The following is a 20,026-nucleotide window of genomic DNA, read 5'->3' as shown; positions in this document are numbered from 1 at the left end:
TAGCTCAAAGGTGAGGATCGGCAGCGCTGCGGATGGGTCGACTTTCCATCGACCCGAAGTCCTCGACCGGAACACCGATCATTTTCCCGTGCCTACATCTACATAACAACGGCGTACCTGCTCCACGATACTTCAATGGCGCCATGGGGTAACCCGGAGGGGTTTGGCCCTTCCCCCGCGCGTGAGGAAGAAACGCGCCACGAGCCGGGGCGTATCCTGTGCAACCTTACGCTTGCATATATTCTCAGATAAGAAGAGAACTTATGAACGTACGACGCGTTGACAACCACGTCAGAGCGAGTAAAATGGGGCTAGAGAATGTCATCGAAAATGGGGTGAAGGAGAAAGGAATAGCACGCAATTGTTGCGGGATGAGAAGGAAGGTACGACGACTTGCCACTTCCGTTTCGGGGCAATCCTATGCCCCTGATGCCCTTCATCGCTGGCGTGTATCAAAGGCCAGGATCGGGGAGCCCCGATCACGGAAGGCGCCAATGAGCAGGGACCATGAGGTTCCGCGCGGATTCATACTGATTCTCTCCCCGTTCCAAGTCGCCAAGCGGTATCCTCCGCTTCCGGATCTGAAACCCCCGTAGGGTTCTAGCGGATACGACGTAGCCCTTCATCGCCCAATTGCCTTTATGTGGCAAGCCACAACCGCGAAAAAGGACCAGGGATCATTCTCATGCAGCGTAGGAGATACCCTTAAGCATAAACGGCATGCGGACAGTCTCGTCCCCTATCGCTGACACGTTGTAACCTTCAGAGCCGAGAACTCATCATAGCATCACAGCACGCAACAGCCGCATGCAAAACGACATACGCCTTGGCTGGCGATCAAAACAACAGGAGACAGAGAACACACCCTCAAGATGTAACGTGAGGATGAGGGTGATAGCTACAAATGGACAAACGAGAGAGAGCAAAGGGGATCTCACACCAACAAGTGCAAGATTTGATCACGCTTTGTCAAGTCTCACAAACCTATCTCGGCCAACATAGTGCGGAGGAGATTCTGGAAACGAGCTGCCGGATGGCAGTGGAACGCTTTGGGCTGAAGATGGCATGGGTAGGACTGATCGATGCGAACAGCATTGATGTCCATCCTGCCAAAGCCTATGGCGCCGAGGTAAACTACCTGGATGCTCTCCGGATCACCCAAGATCGCGGTCCTACAGGGCGAGGACCCACCGGCACAGCTATCCGAACCAGACAAGCGGCCGTTGCAAACGATATAGCGACTGACCCGGCCTTCGAGCCCTGGCGCGAGGAGGCTTTGAAGCGCGGCTTCCGTTCGTCCGCCGCCTTTCCCCTGCGTACCGGCGACAGGGTGCTGGGCACCCTGAACGTGTACAGCGCCCAACCAGGGGACTTCCCCAACGAGCGCATACAGGTGCTCCAGTCCTTCGCCGACCTGACGGCGATCGCCCTGGAGAGGGCCTGGTTGCATGAAAAGACGCGGCGTCACGCCCAGGAACAGGAACGTCACATCGCTGAACGCACGGATGAACTGATCCAAGCCAATGAACAACTCCAGCAGGCACTGGCCGATCGGGCACAAGCCGAGAAAGCGCTCCGGCGCGCTCTGGAGGAGACGGCTCACAGCCGTCGCCTGCTGTTGGCCCTCAGCCAGGTCTCCCAAGCCGTCCTCCGGGCACACACGCAAGAGGAGATCTTCCAGGTTGTGACCGATGAGGCGGCCAAATTGAGCTACCACGTCATCATCTTGATCGTTGCCGAGGATCAAGAACATCTGATTATTCCAAAGGGAAGTCTCAATCCTTCCCTCGCGGGGGCGTTGGAAAAGCTCACCGGCCTCGCGGCTGAGGACTTCCGCCTCCCCTTGCTTCCCGGGAGCCCCTACCAGGAGATCCTCGCCAAGCCGGAAGCGGTCTTCAGGGATCGGGAGGCCAGCATCGAACTCGTTGCCGAGGCCCTTCCCCGGCACCTGCGCCCCCTTGCCTCTCGGCTGGTGAGCCTGCTGGAGATCAAACAGAGCATCTGCGCACCCTTGATGCTCGACGGCAAGCCGGTTGGCCTGTTGGCGATGGGTGGCGCGGACCTGACGGAGGCCGACGTACCGGTCGTGGCCACCTTCGCCAACCAGATCGCCATCGCCCTGGAGAACACCCGACTCCACCAGGAGGCCCAGGCCTGGGCAGCCGAGCTGGAGCGTCGCGTGGCCGAACGCACCCAGGAGCTCTCCAAGATCAACCGGGAGCTGGAGGCCGAGATCGCCGGGCGTCAGAAGCTGGAGGAGATGTGGCGCCGCTACGAGGCCATCGTCAACACCTCCGGCGAGTTCATGACCCTGGTCAACCGAGACTACGTCTACGAGGCGGCCAACCACGCGTACTGTCGCGCGCACGGCAAGGAGCAGGATGAGATCGTCGGCCGCACCATCGCCGAGGTTTGGGGGGAGGAACGCTTCAACACGGCGATCAAGCTGCTCCTGGACGAGTGCTTCACCGGAAAAGAGGTGCGCCATCAGGGCTGGTTCGAGTTCCCTACCCTGGGGCTGCGCTGCTTCGATGTGGCCTACTACCCCTTCCGCAGCGACGGGAGGGAGGTCACCCACGCCATCGTCATCTCTCGCGATATCACCGAGCGCAAGCGGGCGGAGCGAGCACTGCAACAATACGTTGAACGGTTGCAGGTCCTGCACGAGATCGATCAGGCGATCCTGACGGCGCGATCCCTACAGGAGATCGCCCAAATCGTCACGCAACACGTGCCGAGGCTGTTGCCCTGCACGGTGATCGGCGTCGTGGTCCCCAGCGGCGAGGCCCACACCGTGAACACGCTGGCCGTAGGACACGGCGGGGAGCCCGTCGCCCTGGACACCCATAACGTCCCCCTGGGCGCGTTCTCCGAGCTCCAAGAGTGTTTGGAAACGCTCCGGCGAGGGGAGATCTACGTGCTAAAAGACCTCGCGGTGCCGCACCAGCTGATACCGGCGCTGCAGTCCCGATGGGCCGAGGCGCTGCGAGCCCTCGTGATCGTTCCCCTCATCGCTCAGGAGGAATTGATCGGAGCGCTCTTCCTGGGAATGGAAACGCCGGTGGCCCTGGATTCACAACAGACCGACATCGCTCGCGAGGTAGCCGACAGCCTGGCCACCGCCATTCAGAACGCCCAACAGATGGAGGTGATCCGGGGACAACGCTCGTCCCTGGAGATGCTATCCAGACAATTGATCTACGCCCAGGAGGCGGAACGCAAGCGCATCTCCCAGGAGCTGCACGATGAGATCGGGCAGATCATGACCATGATCCGCATCAACCTGGCCGCCCTGGAGCAGCTTCTGCCCTCGGAGACGCCCCCAACCGTCAGGCAAATGCTGACGGAGCTTGAGGAGCTGAGCCAACAGGCGCTGGAGCAGGCGCGCGAGCTCTCCCTGGACCTCCGCCCCGCCATCCTGGACGATCTGGGCCTGGTCCCCGCGCTGCGCTGGTACCTGAACCGATACGCCAGCCGGCTCGACGCGAAGATCGACCTCGAGGTGATCGATTTCGACGAGAGGCCCAGCGCGGAGGTGGAGACCGTTCTCTACCGCGTGGCGCAGGAGGCCCTGACCAACGTCGCCAGGCATGCCCAGGCAAGTCACGTGCACATCCGTCTGGAGAGAAAAGCCTCCACCGTTACATTGCTCATCGAGGACGACGGCCAAGGATTTGACACAGAGGAGATCATGCGGTACAAGGGCCTGCCACACGGGCTGGGCCTGTTGGGAATACAAGAGAGAGTCACCTTTTTAGGAGGACATGTGGATATACAATCGCGGCCGGGGCGGGGGACCCGACTGTTCATCGAAATCCCGTGGAGCGTCGAAGATGAACAAAGTACGGGTGCTGCTGGCTGAGGACCATACCATCGTACGTCAAGGCTTGGAATCGTTGTTGCGAAGCGAGCCGGATATCGAGGTTGTAGGGGAGGCCATCAACGGGCAGGAAGCTTTACAGAAGGTAGAGCAGCTCTACCCAGACGTTGTGCTGATGGATATCTCCATGCCCCTTCTGAACGGCCTGGAGGCGACCCGCCGCATCCAACAGCAATTCCCCAAGGTCAAAGTCCTGATCCTGAGCGTGCACGCCAACGAGGAACACGTGCTCCAGGCCCTGCAGGCCGGGGCTTCTGGATACCTGCTGAAGGATACCGCCGTATCCGATCTCGTTTCCGCGATCCGGGCCGTCCACCACGGCGACTTCTTCCTCAGTCCCGCCATATCCCGGACGGTCATCGAGGCCTACCTGCGCGGGGCTACGGCCGCGACGGAGACCAACAGCTACAGCAAGCTGACCGATCGAGAGCGAGAGGTCCTGCAACTGATCGCCGAAGGATACTCCACACGGGAGATCGCCCAGCTGCTCCACATCAGCGAGAAGACGGTCCGGGCTCACCGGACCAACCTGATGAGCAAGCTAGACGTCCACAACACGGCCGAGCTGGTCCGATATGCTATCCGGAAGGGGGTGATCCGTTCCGACGCATAATCATCTATGATCCCCATAGCGCCCGCAGAGACAGAACACTCCCCTTTCCGTCCCTTGCCTGCCTGAGCCCGGCCCAAGTTTCCATCGGAGCCTGGAGAGGCAGATAAGGGCAGGAAAGGGATCTCTGTTTTAATGGAGAGCCCCCCATCCTCCCGGCTTCCGGAACGAAAGCTCCCTTCCTACACAACTACAACCCAGTACGGCGCTATCCTAGCAAAAGGCCCTAAGCGAAATAGGGCCTTTTGCTTTGCGAAATCGGCGTTTCGCCAATGGCGCAAGAGCGTCGCAGCGGATATGCTAGAGATAGATGGTTCGTCGTGCCGAGCAATCCATACATCGCCCCAAGGGGGCATCCATGTCGGGAACGAAAAGTGGTGGTGATCCGTGGTCGTCCGTCATTCATCGTATCTGACAAAACCCAGGGCCCAACCCCTTCGCCACAGCCCGGAAGTCTCGGCGAACGGGATAGCCGTCCCCCAACGGCAGCCCGACAGCAGTCGAACAGGAGCGATAGAGCGAATGACACGAGCATTGATCGCGGATGACCACATCGGCTTCCGCCAGAGCGTAAAGCGTTTCCTGGCTTCCACTCCCGGAATCGAGGTCATCGGCGAGGCATCGGATGGCGAGGAGGCCATCCTGAAGGCCCGAGCCCTCCAGCCGGATATCGTGCTGATGGATATTCAGATGCCAGGAACCAGCGGATTAGAAGCCCTGCGCCGAATCAGGCAGGAATCGCCGGCCATCAAAGTCATCATGCTGACCATCTTTGACGAGCGGGTCTATCGAGAGGAAGCACAAAGTCGCGGCGCCCACGGATACGTGGTCAAGTCCTCCATGGCCAAAGCCCTGATCCCGGAGATCCAACGCGTCATGAGACTTGCTGATACAAGTGAGGAGTAAGAGAGCTCATCTGGATTTTTACAACACAGGCTGATGAGTCCATCGGCCTTCCACAAGCGACTCTGCATCGAGCCACGGGGAAGGCGCAGACCGGGGGCCTACAGGAACACTCCCCCCTCCCATGCGGGAAACCACACATGATGCTCCGTGAGAAGGTTTCGGAGAGAACGGAATGAGCGGGCAAGCGGACGAAAAGAGTGGCCAGCGGGCGATCACAATCCTACACATCGGGGATGATCCCGAAGACCGTCGGCGGATTCAGGGGGCGTTAACCCAGGCCTGGGAAATCAACGCTCCCTTCGTGCTAGAGCAAGCCGATCGGCTCACCACCGGGTTAGGGCACCTGAAAACCAGGCAAGTCGACGTCGTATTGTTGGATCTCCATCTACCAGACAGCCAGGGGCTCGAGGCCCTTCACACGATTCAGGCCCACGCCCCAGAGGTGCCGGTCGTGGTCCTGGCCGAGCCCAGAGACAGGCCGCTGGCCATACAGGCGATCCGACTGGGAGCGCAAGATCATCTGGACAAAAGCCATCTGATCGCTCCCCTGCTGATGCGCGTGATCCGCTACGCGGTGGAACGACGCCAGCTGCAATCCTCGCTGGCCACGACCCGGAAACGGTTAGGCACCATCGAGGCGATCATTCAGGACGTCGCTGAAGGCATTCTCATGGTGGGGGAAGGGAACACCATCCGGTTCGCCAATCCGGCGGCCGCCCGCATGTGGGGCTGTCCCGTGGAGGAGCTCGTGGGGCAGCGGCTCGATATCCCCATACAGAACGGCCATGGGACTGAGATTGAGCTCACGCGAAGGGATGGGACGACAACCACTATAGAGGCGATCGCAACGGCTATAGAATGGGAAGGGGAATCATCCTACCTGATCCAGCTGCACGATATCTCCCATCGCAAGCAGGCCTCCAAGCGGATCCAGCGCCAGGTTGCCATCACTCGGACGCTGGTGCGCACCGCCGAGCGACTGAACGCTCAGCTGGACCTGCAGGAGGTACTTCGCTCCGTCTGTGAGGAGGCCTCCCGCGTGACGAGGGTGCCCATCGTCACCCTCTACCTTTACGACCCACAGCGCCAGGTCTGGCATTGCGCGGGCGGCCATGGGCTCCCCGCCGGATGGGAGACGATGTGCCAGCCCATACAGAACCAGCTCTATGAAGCGCTCGCCCATGAGGCCGGGTCGGTGATCATCATCCCCGACGTGCAAGCCATCCCGGACCTGCCACACGCGGATCTGATCGCCCAGTTGAACCTCCGCACTCTCGTGAGCATCATCATGAAGCGCGATCGACAGCCGGTCGGCGCCCTGAATCTCACCACCGTCGGCAAAGTGCGCCAGTTCACCGCGGATGAGCTGGCACTGCTGGAGGGCCTGGCCAGCCAGGCCGCCCAGGCGATCGCCAACAGCCAGCTGTATGCCACCCTGAAGCAGATCCACGAACAGCTCAAGGAGGCGCTGCGAGCCCAGGAGGAGATGATCCAAAACGTCTCCCATGAGCTACGCACCCCCCTCACGCTGATTCGGGGATACGCCGAGATGCTCAAAGAGGAGATGCTGGGGCCTCTATCACCAGAGCAGAAGAACGCCGTAGAGATCGCCTTCAGGAACAGCGAACGGCTCCACTTCATGATCGAACGGCTGCTGGTGCTGCAAACCATAAACTCCAGGATCTGCCGGAAGACACGTCTATCCCCAACAACCTGGCTGGAAAAGGCGGTGGCGAACTGGAGGAAACGCGGGCGGGCCATCAACATCCACCTGAGCTTGAAGATCGCCCCCAATCTACCTGCGATCCAGGGCGATATCCGCCTTCTCAATCAGGTGATCGACAACCTGCTGGATAACGCGGCCAAGTTCAGCCCCAACGGCGGGCAAGTACGCATATGTGCACGGAGAGATCGCAAGAACATCGTGATCACCGTATCCGACGAAGGAGTCGGGATCCCTGCAGACAAGCTGGAGCGGATCTTCCAGCCGTTCTTCCAGGTAGACGGGAGCTCCACGCGGACGTTCAGCGGCATGGGGATCGGGCTGGCGCTGTGTAAGCGCATCGTGGAAAGGCACGGGGGACGGATCTGGGCGACGAGCGAAGGGAAGAACCAGGGGAGCACCTTTCACATCACCCTGCCAGTGGCAGAACCCGCGTATGCCCCCACGCAGCTCGCACACCCACGCGAGCTATCAACCGACGACGCGGTCCGGAACGGGGGCCTTTGGTACGATGGCACGTGAAGCCAAGCAAGAAGTGCATAGACGCATGATGTTACGAAACTCATCGCAGGAGGGAATCAACGATGGGAAAGACTCGTGTCGTGATCGCCGACGACGAGTCGTTGATCCGGATGGACCTTCGTGAGATGCTGACGGGCCTCGGCTATCTGGTCGTGGGCGAGGTTGGAGACGGCTACAGCGCGGTGAACCTGGCGAGAGAGGTAAAACCGGATATCATGCTCATGGACATCAAGATGCCAGGTATGGACGGGATCGAGGCGGCCAGAATACTGACGGAGGAGCGCATCGCTCCGGTGGTGTTGCTCAGCGCATACAGCCAGCGAAACCTGGTTCGGAGGGCGTGCAAAGCCGGCGTCGTGGGATACCTGATCAAGCCGGTTCAGGAGGCACATCTGGTGCCCGCCATTGAAGTGGCGCTGACACGCTATCGGGAGTTCATCAAGGTCCAGATGCGAGCGGACAGGCTGCGTCAGGCGTTGGAGACTCGCAAGTTGATCGACCGGGCAAAGGGCATCCTGATGGAGCAACAGGGGCTGACGGAGGCTGAGGCATTTCGCAAGCTTCAGAAGACAGCGATGGACAACCGCAAATCCATGAAAGAGATCGCCTGGGCCATCGTCCTGGCCCACCAGATGGGGAAAGTGGAGAAGGGCTCCTCATAAGCCCCGACAAGTCGGCGACATCATCCGCATAACCTCGATGGGAAGGACGCCACGGGGTGTTGTGGCGGCGCAGATCCGCTGTGCCGCCACAACATCCCCGTTTGATCCTCGCTTTTCGCGCGACCGCCCCTTGCGCGTGTCTGAAAAACACACCACGAAGCCACTGAGGCACCAAGGGGTGTATCAAAAGGAGTGTATCGAGGCCTCTCTTACACTCATAAGCTTCCCATACCGCATTCTTGCCTTCTCTTTATCTTAGTGTCTGAGAAACGCCGTTGCTTCCGCTGTGGGGAGCCCCTCCGGAAAAAGCCTTTCTCCCGCCTTCGACCTGCCCGGCCCCGGCTCAGATCCCTGCGGAAAGGGCCGAGAAAGGCAGGTGCAGGCCGGAAAAGCAGGGTTTCCGTGGAGGGGAGGCCCCTCCGAAGCAATGGCATCGCCCAGACACGCGCTTGGAGCGCACAGGGCGATCGAGCGTTCCCCCACGGCCTGCCCCCCACCCCCCGCCATCCCCTTACGCGGCGGAAATTTGACGGCTCCCATGCCCAGCGGTATAATCAACCGTCAAGCGGTGGTGGCGATGTGCTACCCCGCGTTTGTTTGCCAGTATCCAGGTCGGACGTGGGTCCGGGCCTTTGATCAGGAGAGAGACGCATGCCTAAACGTACATGGCAGCCCAAGGTACGCCGCCGGCTGCGCGTCCACGGCTTCCGCAAGCGAATGTCGACCAAGGACGGCCGCAGGGTGCTGAAAGCCCGCCGGTTGAAGGGACGCAAGCGCCTCACCGTACGCCTATCGCCGCGCAAGCGCAACTACGCCTGAGCGCGGCGCTCGCTACGTGTAACGGCTGGTGAAGCGACGCTATCGGCTCAACGATCGGGAGCGGTTCTGGCAGGTACGGCGAGAGGGACGGTCGTGGTCACACCCGCTGGTTGTGCTCCGCGCCCTGCCCAATGATCTACCGTACAGCCGGTTCGGGTTCGCCGTCAGCCGACGGGTCGGCTCAGCCGTTCGGCGAAATCGCGTGAAACGGCGGCTACGCGAGGCAGTTCGCCTGATGCAATCACAGATTCGGCCGGGGTGGGATGTCGTCTTCATCGCCCGCCCTCCCATTGCCCAAGCGGACTATTCAGATGTGGCAGCAGCCTGCGCCCGCCTGCTACGGCGGGCGCAGCTTCTGACAACGGATCATCACTCATCGCCGCCCACCGAGGAAGCCACAAACGCGGCAGGCGGTCAGGAATGAAGAGAGCCATCCTAAGCTTGATTCGCTTCTATCAACGCGTGATCTCCCCGGCCCTCCCACCGAGTTGTCGGTTCACGCCCACCTGCTCGCAATACACGTATGAGGCGATCGAGCGCTATGGTGTGTTACGAGGCGGCTGGCTGGGACTGAAGCGGCTGTCGCGCTGTCATCCGCTCCATCCCGGCGGGTACGATCCCGTCCCGATTTCCTTCCCAGTCCAGGGCCAGTCACATCACCAGGCGGCCGAACAGAGGGAGATTAGCCGTTAGATGAAGAACTCCAACCCAACATCCAGATCGCGATATACACGCCTGCTCCTTATCCTGTTGCTCATCGGCATCGCGTTGCTGCTCGCAGGATGCGGTGTCCAAAGGGGCCCCATCGACCCCAACGAGCCCCCAAAGGGATTGTGGCAGACGCTCATCGTCTTTCCCTTGACCAATGCGCTCATCTTCCTCAACGACATCATCAGCGGTCTGGGCATCCCATACAGCTACGGCTTCGCCATCATCCTGTTCACGATCATCATCAAGATCCTCACGCTGCCGCTGACGCTCACGCAGCTGCGCTCCATGAAGGCCACCCAGGAGCTCCAACCTAAACTGCAGGAGCTCCAGAAGAAATATGGTAAGGATCGTGAACGTCTGGCGCAAGCCCAAATGGAGCTGTATAAAGAGGCGGGTATCAACCCTCTGGGAGGCTGCCTCCCCCTGCTGGTCCAGATGCCCATTCTGTTCGGCCTGTACGCCGCGCTGTACCGGCTGGCCGGCCTGGGGCTGCTCACCAATCAGCGGTTCTTCGTGATCCCCGACCTGTCGTTCCCCACGCCGGATCAGGGCATCAGCTGGATCATGCGCTTCATCAGCGAGGGACGATACGGGGACTTGCTGGGCTTCATGGTGCTACCCGTCCTCTTCCTGATCTCCCAGATCGTCATGCAGAAGATGTCGCAGACGACCACGCCCAGCGACCCGCAACAATCGTTCACCAACCAGATGATGTTGCTCATGCCCATCATGTTCACCTACTTCACCCTGACGCTGCCCTCCGGGCTGAGCCTGTATTGGGTCACTTCCAACATCCTCCAGATCGTCCAGCAGTACTTCGTCACCGGATGGGGGGGCTGGAAGGCGCCCTCCACGCAGGAGGATCAGGATCGGGAGAAAGCGGAGGGGGCATCCCCCGCGGACGTCCAGCCAGAAAGCGCACCGGCGAAATCTCGTAGCACCAAGCGCTCTCGACGCAGTCGTCGCAAAAGGAAATAGCCTATGACAGAAGCATCCGATCAAATCTTCACCGGGAAGAATGTGGAAGCTGCGATCGAGGCTGGCCTGGCCGCTCTAGGTTTGCGACGCGACCAGGTAGAGGTCGAGGTGATCCATCCGGGCAGTCGCGGGCTTCTGGGGATCGGAGCCCAGGATGCCCGAGTGCGGCTGATCCCCATTCAGCAGGAACAGGCCCCAGAGCCGCAGGAGCAGGCTCCGGAGCCTGTGGAGGAATCGCCCCCCGAGGAGATCGCGGCGCCAGAGGAGGAGCCCATCGCGACCCCGGCCGAGGCGGAGGAGATCCTGGCCGAGGCCGGCGAGTTGCTCCAGGGCTTACTGGACCGCATGGGTATCCGGGCAAAGGTACGCGGCTATCAGGGGGAGAAGCAAGAAGAACAACAGGAGGCCCCCCTGATCCTGAACATCGAGGGGGATGACCTGGGCATCCTCATCGGAAGACGCGGGGACACCCTGGCGGCCCTGCAGTACATCGTCCGGCTGATGGTGAACCATCGCCGGCGCCGCTGGGTGAATATCGTAGTGGATGTGGAGGAATACAAGACGCGCCGAGAGCGGCAGCTACGTCAACTGGCCCTGCGCATGGCCGAGCGAGTCGTCCGCACGGGGAAGCCGGTCCGCCTGGAGCCCATGCCCGCTCGCGAACGTCGCATCATCCACCTGGCGCTACGAGACCACCCAGACGTCATCACGCAAAGCATCGGGGAAGGCGAACATCGCAGGGTGACCATCCGAGCCCGCTAACCCAGGAGATCACGGACCCACACAAGCCCTGGATTGATCGCGCCAATCCAGGGCTTGCCTTTATCGGATTGCTCCAAAGCGGGACCACGTCTCCGCCATGTGGAAACGGATCGTCCACCTCGTCATATGTGCCAACATGAGCGAGCGGACTGGGGCCGCGTCTCTTCGAGTGCGTCCGACCCGTAGAGGCCTGGGCCGAGGCCGGGCAGAGCGGAGGCGGAGAGGAAGGCTTTTCCGGAGGGGCTTCCCATGGCAGGAGCAACGGGATTCCTCAGACACGCTCTTGGGAGGGCAGGAAAACCGTGAGCCACCATCGGCGTGATCGACTTCTAATCTCGATCCTCGCGTGCCTGGCACTCGTCGTCTCGACGTTGGTGGGTTGCGACGTGCCCTTCGGCCGATCCGATCGGCCCTCATCACGTCCCACCACCCTCCCTCCGTCCACCCCCACCCCGGGCGAGGTCATCCGGCAGTCGACGCCGCCCGCGACCACGCCCACACCGTCGTCGTCCCGCCGCCCCGTCCGATCGCTGGTCTGGTGGACCCCGGAGGACCACGCGCCGGGGCCTTTCTCGGACTCGCCCGCCGCTCAGGTGCTCCAGGAGCAACTCCAGGCCTTCTCCCAGCAGACGGGGGAGCCGAACGTGCACGTGGTCCTGAAGAAGCCCTTCGGCAAGGGCGGCATCTTGGACTTCCTGCGCACGGCCTCCGCGGCCGCGCCCTCCGTGCTGCCCGACCTGGTCACCATCCACAGCGATGAGCTGGCCATCGCCGCCCGGGCGGGGCTGCTGCACCCCCTGGATTCCCTCGTGTCCGACGAGATCCGAAACGATCTGTTTCCCTTCGCACAGCAGGCGGGACAGATCGGCGATGAGCTCTTCGGCCTCCAGTGGGACGCCGACGTCGAGCACATGGCCTACGACAGCCGCGTGATCGCCACACCGCCCAAGACGTGGGAGGAGCTCCTCTCCAGCCAGGTCACCTATGCGATCCCCGGGGCGATGGAGGAAGGGCGGGTGAACGATCACTTCCTGATCCAATACCTGGGGGCGGGAGGCCGCTTCGACCCGGCCGCAGATCCCCCGGTAGATGCCCTCGCGCTGCGCCGCGTGCTGGAATTCCTGGCGACCGCTCGACAAAGCGATCGCATCCCGGAGCTCGTGCTGGCACTGCCAGACACGAGCGCGTGCTGGGCAGCTCTGCTGGACGGCGAGGTCCAGATGGCCCAAGTACGCGCCTCACAGTTCATGAGCACCCGGCCCCAGGCCGGATGGGTGAGATACGCCACCACGCCGACGTGGGACGGCCGAACCGTGACCATCAGCCATGGGTGGATGCTGGCCATCACCGCCCGAGAGCCGGAACGCCGGGAAGCGGCCGCCCGGCTGATCGCTTGGCTCCTGCAGCCGGAGCACATGGGAACCTGGACGCTGGCCAGTCATCGGCTGCCCACCCGTCGCGCCGCCCTGGCGCTCTGGGACGAGGAGGACCCTTACGTCTCCTTCGTCCGCTGGCAACTGGAGGCCGCCCAACCCCGCCCGCACTACGAGGCCTTCACCGCCATCTCCCGCGCGCTGCAGTGGGCGGAACGAGAGGTCATCACCGGCCGCACCACGCCCGAACAGGCGGTCACAGAGGTGCTCGCGGAGATCACCCCATGACGATCCGACCGATCCAGGCACACACCAGAGGCCTCATCAGAGGCAGCAGAGGTATCCGTGGAGGTCGCCCATGAACACCGAGACGCTTCGCGCAGATCGCCGTCAGCAGTTGATCGAGATCATGGCCGCCGCCCTGGCCGCGGTGGACCCGGCCGAGGCGATACGACGCCACATGCGTCGCCACGATCACATCCTGGAAGTCGATGGGCATACCTACGACCTGAACGCCTTCCGGCGCGTGATCGTGATCGGAGGAGGGAAGGCCAGCGCCCCCATGGCCGCGGCCGTGGCCGAGATCCTGGGCGATCGGATCACGGGGGGGACGGTTATCGTGAAATACGGGCATACGGCCGCGGCAGGCTCCTGGCAGGTGCGATTCGGCCGCGGCGGCGATCCCCCGCCCGCCTCCTCCCGCGCCGCGGTCCCTCCTCAGATCGAGCTGATCGAGGCCGGGCATCCGGTTCCTGACGAGGCCGGGCTGGCCGGAGTGCAACACCTGCAGAGCTGGCTGCGAGATCTGGGCCCAGATGATCTGGTCATCTGCCTGATCTCCGGCGGCGGATCCGCTCTGTTGCCAGCCCCGGCGGAGGGGATCACCCTGGAGGACAAACAGGCGCTGACCGAGCTGCTGCTCTGCTCCGGCGCCACCATCAACGAGGTCAACGCGGTGCGCAAGCACTGCTCCACGCTGAAGGGGGGGCAACTGGCGCGTCAGGCGGCCCCGGCCACCGTGATCACGCTCATGCTCTCAGACGTGGTCGGCAGCCCATTGGACGTGATCGCCTCCGGCCCCACGGTCCCCGATCCCAGCACCTTCCACGACGCGTACGCCGTATTGGAGCGCTATGGCGTGGTGGAGCAGGCCCCCGCCAGCATCATCGCCCATCTCCGCCGGGGGATGGCAGGCGAGATCCCGGACACTCCGAAGGCGGACGATCCCTGCTTCCAACGGGTTCAGAACGTCATCGTAGGCGACAATCGGATCGCCGCCCACGCGGCCGCCGATCGCGCCCGAACGCTGGGGTTCTCGACGCTGGTGCTGACCACATTCGTGGAGGGAGAGGCGCGAGAGGTGGCCCGGGTGTGTGCCGGGCTCGTCAAAGAGGAGGCCCAGACGAACGAGCCGCTGCCCCGGCCGACCTGCCTGATCCTGGGCGGCGAGACGACGGTCACCGTGCGCGGGCAGGGCAAAGGAGGGCGCAATCAGGAGCTGGCGCTGGCGGCCGCGCTGGCGCTGGACGGTTGGCCGGACGTGGCCATCGCCAGCTTGGGGACGGATGGAACCGACGGCCCGACCGACGCGGCGGGCGCGGTAGCCACCGGGCAGACGCTGAGCGCCGGCCAGGCGCTGGGGCTGGACGCCGAGGCCGCACTGGCGGACAACGACTCCTATCACTATTTCTCGGCACTGGGCGATCTGATCATCACCGGCCCCACCAACACCAACGTGAATGATCTGATCTTCGCGATGGCCTGGCCATCACCGAAGCTTGATTGACACTGCGAGGCAAGTCGGATGATCATGAAGATAGCCAAAATGGATATCCAGAAGGCGCTGGAGATCGATACCGATCTGGTGCAGCGCATCCTGACGGACTTCATCCGTGAGGAGCTGGCCAAGGTGGGATACACGAAGGCCGTCGTCGGAGTCTCGGGCGGCATCGACTCGGCGCTGACCTGCACGCTCGCCGCCCTGGCGCTGGGCCCGGAGAATGTGTTGGCCGTGCGCATGCCCTATCGGACGTCAAGCCCGGCCAGCCTGGCCGACGCCCAACTCCTCATCGACCAGCTGGGCGTCCCCAGTGAGACGGTGGAGATCACCCCCATGGTGGAGCCGCTCTTCGAGCGATTCCCGGACATGGACCGACGACGGCGCGGGAACGTCATGGCCCGGGAGCGCATGATCATCCTGTATGATCTGTCGGAGGCCTGGCACGGCCTGGTGGTCGGCACGGGCAACAAGACGGAGATCCTGTTGGGATACACCACGCTCTATGGGGACTCCGCGTGCGCCGTGAATCCCATCGGCGACCTGTACAAGACCCAGGTGCGCCAGCTGGCGGCGGCCCTGGACATACCGGAACCCATCCGCACCAAGGCACCCTCCGCCGATCTATGGCCCGACCAAACCGACGAGGATGAGATGGGCTTCTCCTACGAGCAGGTGGATCGAGCCCTCTTCCTCCTCTTCGATCAGGGATACACCATCGAGGAAGCCATGGAGCTGGGGTTCGAGCGGGCGTTCCTGGAGCGGGTGTGGCGGATCGTGCAACGCAATCAATACAAGCGGACGATCCCCGTGATCGCCAAGCTCAGCGGGCGCACCATCGGCCGCGACTTCCGATACGCCCGCGACTGGGGGGTGTGACAGTACATCCCCACCACCAGCAGGCCGGGCTCCCACGCCCGGCCTGCGATCCGACAACGACAAAGGCGGGGCGCCCTACACTCCGTGGATCGCCCCGCCTGGTCATCCGCAGCATCCGTGTGGATCTTACTGGATCTCCACGGTAGCGCCCTCGGCCTCCAGGATCTGCTTCGCCTCCTCGGCCTGCTCCTTGGGCACACCCTCCAGCACCTTGGTGGGAGCGCTCTCCACCAGCTCCTTGGCCTCCTTGAGCCCCAGAGGCGTAAGCTGGCGCACGGCCTTGATCACGTTGATCTTCTTGGCGCCGATCTCCTTGAGGATGACGTCGAACTCGGTCTTCTCCTCAACCTCCTCGGCCTGTCCCGCCGCGCCGCCAGGCATGACGCCGGCCGCGACCACGGGAGCGGCCGCGCTGACGCCGAAGCGCTCCTCCAACGCCTTCACCAATTCCGCCAGCTCCAGCACAGACATCTGCTCGATCGCGCTGATGATTTCGTCCTTCGTCATGGGTATATCCTCCCTACTGAGTTAAAAACGTTCTCTTACAAAAGCTGTGAAACGTCGTGTGAGCCTGCCGCGAATCACGCGGCGGACTCCTCCAATTGACGCCGCCGGGCATCCAACACGTTCACCAGCCCGCGCAGCGTACCAGCCAGCACGTTGACCAGGCCGGAGATCGGCCCCTGCATGCCCGCCAGCACCTGAGACAGCAGGACCTCCCGCGGGGGCAGGTTGGCCAGCGACCGAACGCCCTCCGCATCGACAATCTGCTCGCCCAAGAGCCCGCCCCGGATCTGCAGGAAATCCGAGGACTTCTCAAAGTCGCTGATCGCCTTGGCGGCCGGCCCCAGATCGCCGAAGCAATAGCCCACCGCCGTCGGCCCCTCCAGAAGCTGCTCGGGGACCGGCTTGCCCAGCTCCTGCAAGGCCCGCCGGAACAGCGTGTTCTTCACCACCTGCAGGACGGCGTCATGGGGAGCCAGCGAGCCCCGAAGCTCTTGCATATCCTTCACGCTCAAGCCACGGTAGTCCGCGATGATCAGCATCTCGGCCCGGCCGATCTTCTCCACATAATTCGCTACCAGATCCCGTTTCTTCTCTTTCGTGATAGCCAAATGACCTCACCTCCTTATGCTTTGGAGATCCCGCTTGATGCGCCCTCTTCCCCCAGCCTGACCCGGCCAGATCCGCTATCGGGGACGCCTGCCGGGGACCTCTCCGAATGAACATCCCCCGCCGCGAACATGCAGGCGCTAAGAGTGTGGCTGAAAAATGCCGTTGCTTCTGCTGTGGGGAGCCCCTCCGGAAAAAGCCCTTCTTTTGCCCTCGATCTGCCTGGCCTCGGCCCGAGTCCTTCGGGAAGGGCCGAGAAAGGCAGGTACAGGTCGGAAAAGTGGGATTATTCCCGTGGAGGGGAGGTCCCCACCACACTTCCCCCTGTGGGGCTGGCCGTTGAGGAAGGCCCCTCAGCTACCAGCTCCACGGGGACGGGCTCTCATGGCCAAAGAAAAAGCCCTCGTGCCGCCGACACGAAGGCCCAAAACATCTCGCTTTCGCCTCACACGAAAGCGCATGTCCGACACTTCGCCTCGGCAGGCCCCTGATCGGGATTAAGCCCTTGCGCACCTGCTGTCTTCAGCGAGCTATGCGATTGTCCGTGTATCCTCACCCCGGCGACGTCGCCGTGTGGCGCTATGTCACCCGCATGGCCGCCACCTGCACCGGATCCAGCTTGATGCTGGGGGCCATGGTGGCCGTCAGGTAGGCCTTACGGATATACGAGCCCTTGGCGGCCGGTGGTCTGGCCCGGTTGATGGCGTCCACCATCGTCGTCATGTTCTCGAGCAGCTGCTCCTTCTCAAAGCTCACCTTGCCGATGGGCACGTGGATGTTCGCGGTGCGGTCCACCCGGAATTCCACACGCCCCAGGCGCGCCTCTCGGATCACCCGAGGCAGATCGTCCGGCTGGACGATGGTGTCCGTCCTGGGGCTGGGCATCAGGCCACGCGGCCCCAGGATCCGCCCCAAACGTCCGACCTTGCCCATGACCTGCGGCACGGCGACGGCCAGGTCGAAATCCAGCCAGCCGTTCTGGATCTTCTGGATCAGCTCATCGCTACCCACGTAATCCGCGCCCGCCTCCTCAGCGATGCGGGCCGCCTCGCCCTCGGCGAAGACCAGGACGCGCGTCTGCTTGCCCGTCCCATGCGGCAACACCACAACGCCGCGCACCTGCTGATCCGCATGCCGGGGATCGACCCCCATGCGGAGGTGCAGCTCCACCGTGCCATCGAAGTTCGTGTAAGAGACCCGTTTCACCAGGTCGATCGCTTCCTCGGGCGAGTAGAGCCGATCCCGATCGATCAGCTCCGCCACCGCCCGATACTTCTTCCCTCGCTTCGGCATATCCTACACTCCTTAGTGGTATTGACGGGGGCTTGGCACCCCCTCCCACGGCCGGAGGCCGCTTCAGTCCTCAACGACCTGAATGCCCATGCTGCGAGCGCTGCCCTCGATCATGCGCATGGCCGCCTCGATATCCCGGGCGTTCAAGTCCTTCATCTTCTTCTCGGCGATCTCCCGGATCTGCGATCGCGTCACCTTCCCCACCTTCTGGCGGTTGGGCTCAGGTGAGCCCTTCTCAATCCCCGCGGCCTTCTTGAGCAGCTCGGCGGCCGGCGGAGTCTTCAGGACGAAGGTGAACGACTGATCCTGGTAGATGGTGATCTCCACCGGGATGATGTCGCCGACCATGGAGGCCGTGCGCGCGTTGTACTCCTTGCAAAAGGCCATGATGTTCACGCCGTGCTGACCCAGAGCGGGGCCAACCGGCGGCGCCGGATTCGCCTTGCCGGCCGGAACCTGTAGCTTTACGATTGCCTTGACTTTCTTCGCCATCAGAGATCTCCAAACGAATACAGAAATGGACGCAGTCTATCGAACCGAATCGATATCCCGCCACGCGGCAGGGTTACTGTCGCTCAAGCTGCAAGAAATCCACCTCCACGGGCGTCTCCCGGTTGAAGAAGGAGACACGGACCCGAGCCTTTCCCTTCTCCGGGTAGACCTCGTCGACGATCCCGTGGAAATCCGCAAACGGCCCCTCGGTGATGCGCACCCGCTCGCCGGGCCGGAAGTCCACATCGATCTTCGGCTCCTCTTCCTCGATGCGCTTCATGATGCGCTCGACTTCCTCCGGCTCTAACGGGGTGGGCTTGTTGCCCATGCCCACGAAGCCGGTCACACCCGGCGTGTTGCGCACCACATACCAGGAGTCCTCATCCATGACCATTTCGACCAGGATGTATCCGGGGAAGACGCGCCGCTCGACGATGCGCCGCTGGCCATCCTTCAGCTCGATGCGCTCCTCCGTCGGGACGACCACCTGGAAGATCTTATCCCCGCCCTGATCCCGCATGGACTCGGCGCGGTGCTCCAGGTTCTTTTTGACCTTATTCTCCATCCCGGAGTAGCTGTGGATCACATACCAGCGGGCGCGCTTACGCAGCTCCGCCCTCGGATCCTCCTCCTCGGGAGCAGCCTCCTCCTCGCCGTCCTCCTCGGACGCGCCCGCCTCTTCCCCCTCGGTCGCCGGCGTCCCCTCCGCCTCTGGGACCTCCTGCGTCTCCTCCTCAGGGGGCAGCTCCTCCTCGGCTACTTCCTCGCGCACATCCCGGTCTTCTGCCATGGCCCCTCTTCTAGCCGACGATCAATCGGAACAGAGCCGCAAAAATGTAGTCAATGGCCCCCAGCAAGATGGCCATAAACGCGGTGACGGCCAACACGATCAACGTCAGGCGGATCACCTCATCGCGCGTGGGCCAGGTGACCTTCCGCAGCTCGGCACGCGTCTCCCGAAGATAACGGATGATGGCGTTCTCTTTCTTAACGGTTGCAGCTCTGCTCACGATCATCTCCTGCAAAGGATACAGCTTCTGGCCGTTTACGGTTTAAGACACCGCCCGGCGAACCGGAAGCGGTGTCTTACCCAGATGAAATCCATCAGGCAGGCCAGGCAGGACTTGAACCCGCAACCTGCGGTTTTGGAGACCGCTGCTCTGCCAATTGAGCTACTGGCCTGCACTATCCGCCCATCTCCACCACGCCAGATGGGAAAACGGGCGGATCCCGATCGCTAACGCGTTTCCCGGTGCAATGTATGCGTCCGGCAACGCGGACAATACTTCCTCAACTCCAGACGACCTGGATCGTTTCGCCTGTTCTTGGTCGTCGAGTAGTTCCGCTCTTTACACTCCACACATGCCAGCGTGATCACCATACGGATCGCTCGTTTCGCCATAAAATTTCACCCCATGTCCGCTATGAGATCCACTACTCGATGATCTCGGTGATGACGCCAGCACCTACCGTCCGACCACCCTCTCGAATGGCGAACCGACTCCCCGCCTCCAACGCCACCGGCA

21 protein-coding genes, 1 tRNA gene and 1 other annotated feature are annotated in these 20,026 nt (G+C 62.5%); of the genes, 13 read left to right on the top strand and 9 right to left on the bottom strand.

What is annotated here, in order from left to right; all coding sequences use genetic code 11:
* Positions 1 to 1,033: 1,033 nt before the first annotated feature.
* From GXP39_19820 to GXP39_19760, 13 genes are all read left to right on the top strand, one after another.
* Complete coding sequence (locus GXP39_19820) at positions 1,034 to 3,862, top strand: GAF domain-containing protein (protein NOZ30282.1); 2,829 nt, start codon at positions 1,034 to 1,036, stop codon at positions 3,860 to 3,862.
* Positions 3,834 to 4,493: a response regulator transcription factor gene (locus GXP39_19815; GenBank protein ID NOZ30281.1), complete on the top strand. Its 660-nt coding sequence runs from the start codon at positions 3,834 to 3,836 to the stop codon at positions 4,491 to 4,493. Before GXP39_19820 ends, GXP39_19815 begins: the two co-directional genes overlap by 29 nt.
* A gap of 519 nt (positions 4,494 to 5,012) precedes the next feature.
* Positions 5,013 to 5,396, top strand: coding sequence for a response regulator transcription factor (locus tag GXP39_19810; protein NOZ30280.1), 384 nt, complete (start codon positions 5,013 to 5,015; stop codon positions 5,394 to 5,396).
* Between the two features lie 172 nt (positions 5,397 to 5,568).
* Positions 5,569 to 7,641, top strand: a complete 2,073-nt coding sequence (locus GXP39_19805; GenBank protein ID NOZ30279.1) for a response regulator — start codon at positions 5,569 to 5,571, stop codon at positions 7,639 to 7,641.
* 62 nt (positions 7,642 to 7,703) lie between these two features.
* On the top strand, positions 7,704 to 8,303 hold the full coding sequence (locus tag GXP39_19800; GenBank protein ID NOZ30278.1) for a response regulator: 600 nt from the start codon (positions 7,704 to 7,706) through the stop codon (positions 8,301 to 8,303).
* Positions 8,304 to 8,954: 651 nt separating this feature from the next.
* Entirely contained in the window at positions 8,955 to 9,122 is a 168-nt protein-coding gene (gene rpmH, locus GXP39_19795) for a 50S ribosomal protein L34 (protein ID NOZ30277.1), read from the top strand.
* Positions 9,123 to 9,150: 28 nt separating this feature from the next.
* A complete protein-coding gene (rnpA, locus tag GXP39_19790) occupies positions 9,151 to 9,546 on the top strand; it encodes a ribonuclease P protein component (protein ID NOZ30276.1) in 396 nt (131 codons plus the stop codon).
* A complete protein-coding gene (gene yidD / locus GXP39_19785; protein ID NOZ30275.1) occupies positions 9,543 to 9,815 on the top strand; it encodes a membrane protein insertion efficiency factor YidD in 273 nt (90 codons plus the stop codon). The genes rnpA and yidD overlap by 4 nt, the downstream gene beginning before the upstream one ends.
* Positions 9,816 to 10,811, top strand: a complete 996-nt coding sequence (locus tag GXP39_19780; GenBank protein ID NOZ30274.1) for a YidC/Oxa1 family membrane protein insertase — start codon at positions 9,816 to 9,818, stop codon at positions 10,809 to 10,811.
* Positions 10,812 to 10,814: 3 nt separating this feature from the next.
* A complete protein-coding gene (locus GXP39_19775; GenBank protein NOZ30273.1) occupies positions 10,815 to 11,573 on the top strand; it encodes a protein jag in 759 nt (252 codons plus the stop codon).
* A gap of 302 nt (positions 11,574 to 11,875) precedes the next feature.
* Entirely contained in the window at positions 11,876 to 13,234 is a 1,359-nt protein-coding gene (locus tag GXP39_19770) for an extracellular solute-binding protein (GenBank protein NOZ30272.1), read from the top strand.
* 70 nt (positions 13,235 to 13,304) lie between these two features.
* Positions 13,305 to 14,732, top strand: a complete 1,428-nt coding sequence (locus tag GXP39_19765) for a glycerate kinase (GenBank protein ID NOZ30271.1) — start codon at positions 13,305 to 13,307, stop codon at positions 14,730 to 14,732.
* 39 nt (positions 14,733 to 14,771) lie between these two features.
* Entirely contained in the window at positions 14,772 to 15,602 is an 831-nt protein-coding gene (locus GXP39_19760) for an NAD+ synthase (GenBank protein NOZ30270.1), read from the top strand.
* Between the two features lie 126 nt (positions 15,603 to 15,728).
* Here the strand turns inward: GXP39_19760 and rplL are convergent, their stop codons facing one another.
* From rplL to GXP39_19715, 9 genes are all read right to left on the bottom strand, one after another.
* On the bottom strand, positions 15,729 to 16,109 hold the full coding sequence (rplL, locus tag GXP39_19755) for a 50S ribosomal protein L7/L12 (GenBank protein ID NOZ30269.1): 381 nt from the start codon (positions 16,107 to 16,109) through the stop codon (positions 15,729 to 15,731).
* Positions 16,110 to 16,183: 74 nt separating this feature from the next.
* Complete coding sequence (locus GXP39_19750; GenBank protein NOZ30268.1) at positions 16,184 to 16,711, bottom strand: 50S ribosomal protein L10; 528 nt, start codon at positions 16,709 to 16,711, stop codon at positions 16,184 to 16,186.
* A 388-nt stretch (positions 16,712 to 17,099) separates the two neighbouring features.
* Positions 17,100 to 17,259 (bottom strand) — a sequence feature (ribosomal protein L10 leader region).
* Positions 17,260 to 17,294: 35 nt separating this feature from the next.
* A complete protein-coding gene (locus tag GXP39_19745) occupies positions 17,295 to 18,008 on the bottom strand; it encodes a 50S ribosomal protein L1 (GenBank protein ID NOZ30267.1) in 714 nt (237 codons plus the stop codon).
* A gap of 63 nt (positions 18,009 to 18,071) precedes the next feature.
* A complete protein-coding gene (gene rplK, locus GXP39_19740; GenBank protein ID NOZ30266.1) occupies positions 18,072 to 18,500 on the bottom strand; it encodes a 50S ribosomal protein L11 in 429 nt (142 codons plus the stop codon).
* A 73-nt stretch (positions 18,501 to 18,573) separates the two neighbouring features.
* Complete coding sequence (nusG, locus tag GXP39_19735; GenBank protein NOZ30265.1) at positions 18,574 to 19,290, bottom strand: transcription termination/antitermination factor NusG; 717 nt, start codon at positions 19,288 to 19,290, stop codon at positions 18,574 to 18,576.
* A gap of 10 nt (positions 19,291 to 19,300) precedes the next feature.
* Entirely contained in the window at positions 19,301 to 19,516 is a 216-nt protein-coding gene (secE, locus tag GXP39_19730; GenBank protein ID NOZ30264.1) for a preprotein translocase subunit SecE, read from the bottom strand.
* Between the two features lie 93 nt (positions 19,517 to 19,609).
* Positions 19,610 to 19,682: transfer RNA gene (locus GXP39_19725), tRNA-Trp, on the bottom strand.
* Between the two features lie 55 nt (positions 19,683 to 19,737).
* On the bottom strand, positions 19,738 to 19,902 hold the full coding sequence (gene rpmG / locus GXP39_19720) for a 50S ribosomal protein L33 (GenBank protein NOZ30263.1): 165 nt from the start codon (positions 19,900 to 19,902) through the stop codon (positions 19,738 to 19,740).
* A 32-nt stretch (positions 19,903 to 19,934) separates the two neighbouring features.
* Positions 19,935 to 20,026, bottom strand: a 92-nt coding sequence (locus GXP39_19715; GenBank protein NOZ30262.1) for a hypothetical protein, incomplete at its 5' end; no start/stop codon positions are given.

This window comes from Chloroflexota bacterium, assembly GCA_013152435.1.
GTDB lineage: Bacteria > Chloroflexota > Anaerolineae > DUEN01 > DUEN01 > DUEN01.
The sequence above is the reverse complement of the archived record's forward strand: the minus strand, read 5'-3'. Positions and strand labels throughout refer to the sequence as shown.

Bases quoted from the DNA above. Each gene is read 5' to 3' on its own strand.
- GXP39_19820 (NOZ30282.1), top strand. From the start codon at position 1,034: ATGGCAGTGGAACGCTTTGGGCTGAAGATGGCATGGGTAGGACTGATC.
- GXP39_19815 (NOZ30281.1), top strand. From the start codon at position 3,834: ATGAACAAAGTACGGGTGCTGCTGGCTGAGGACCATACCATCGTACGT.
- GXP39_19810 (NOZ30280.1), top strand. From the start codon at position 5,013: ATGACACGAGCATTGATCGCGGATGACCACATCGGCTTCCGCCAGAGC.
- GXP39_19805 (NOZ30279.1), top strand. From the start codon at position 5,569: ATGAGCGGGCAAGCGGACGAAAAGAGTGGCCAGCGGGCGATCACAATC.
- GXP39_19800 (NOZ30278.1), top strand. From the start codon at position 7,704: ATGGGAAAGACTCGTGTCGTGATCGCCGACGACGAGTCGTTGATCCGG.
- rpmH (NOZ30277.1), top strand. From the start codon at position 8,955: ATGCCTAAACGTACATGGCAGCCCAAGGTACGCCGCCGGCTGCGCGTC.
- yidD (NOZ30275.1), top strand. From the start codon at position 9,543: ATGAAGAGAGCCATCCTAAGCTTGATTCGCTTCTATCAACGCGTGATC.
- GXP39_19780 (NOZ30274.1), top strand. From the start codon at position 9,816: ATGAAGAACTCCAACCCAACATCCAGATCGCGATATACACGCCTGCTC.
- GXP39_19775 (NOZ30273.1), top strand. From the start codon at position 10,815: ATGACAGAAGCATCCGATCAAATCTTCACCGGGAAGAATGTGGAAGCT.
- GXP39_19765 (NOZ30271.1), top strand. From the start codon at position 13,305: ATGAACACCGAGACGCTTCGCGCAGATCGCCGTCAGCAGTTGATCGAG.
- GXP39_19760 (NOZ30270.1), top strand. From the start codon at position 14,772: ATGGATATCCAGAAGGCGCTGGAGATCGATACCGATCTGGTGCAGCGC.
- rplL (NOZ30269.1), bottom strand. From the start codon at position 16,109: ATGACGAAGGACGAAATCATCAGCGCGATCGAGCAGATGTCTGTGCTG.
- GXP39_19745 (NOZ30267.1), bottom strand. From the start codon at position 18,008: ATGCCGAAGCGAGGGAAGAAGTATCGGGCGGTGGCGGAGCTGATCGAT.
- rplK (NOZ30266.1), bottom strand. From the start codon at position 18,500: ATGGCGAAGAAAGTCAAGGCAATCGTAAAGCTACAGGTTCCGGCCGGC.
- nusG (NOZ30265.1), bottom strand. From the start codon at position 19,290: ATGGCAGAAGACCGGGATGTGCGCGAGGAAGTAGCCGAGGAGGAGCTG.
- secE (NOZ30264.1), bottom strand. From the start codon at position 19,516: ATGATCGTGAGCAGAGCTGCAACCGTTAAGAAAGAGAACGCCATCATC.
- rpmG (NOZ30263.1), bottom strand. From the start codon at position 19,902: ATGGCGAAACGAGCGATCCGTATGGTGATCACGCTGGCATGTGTGGAG.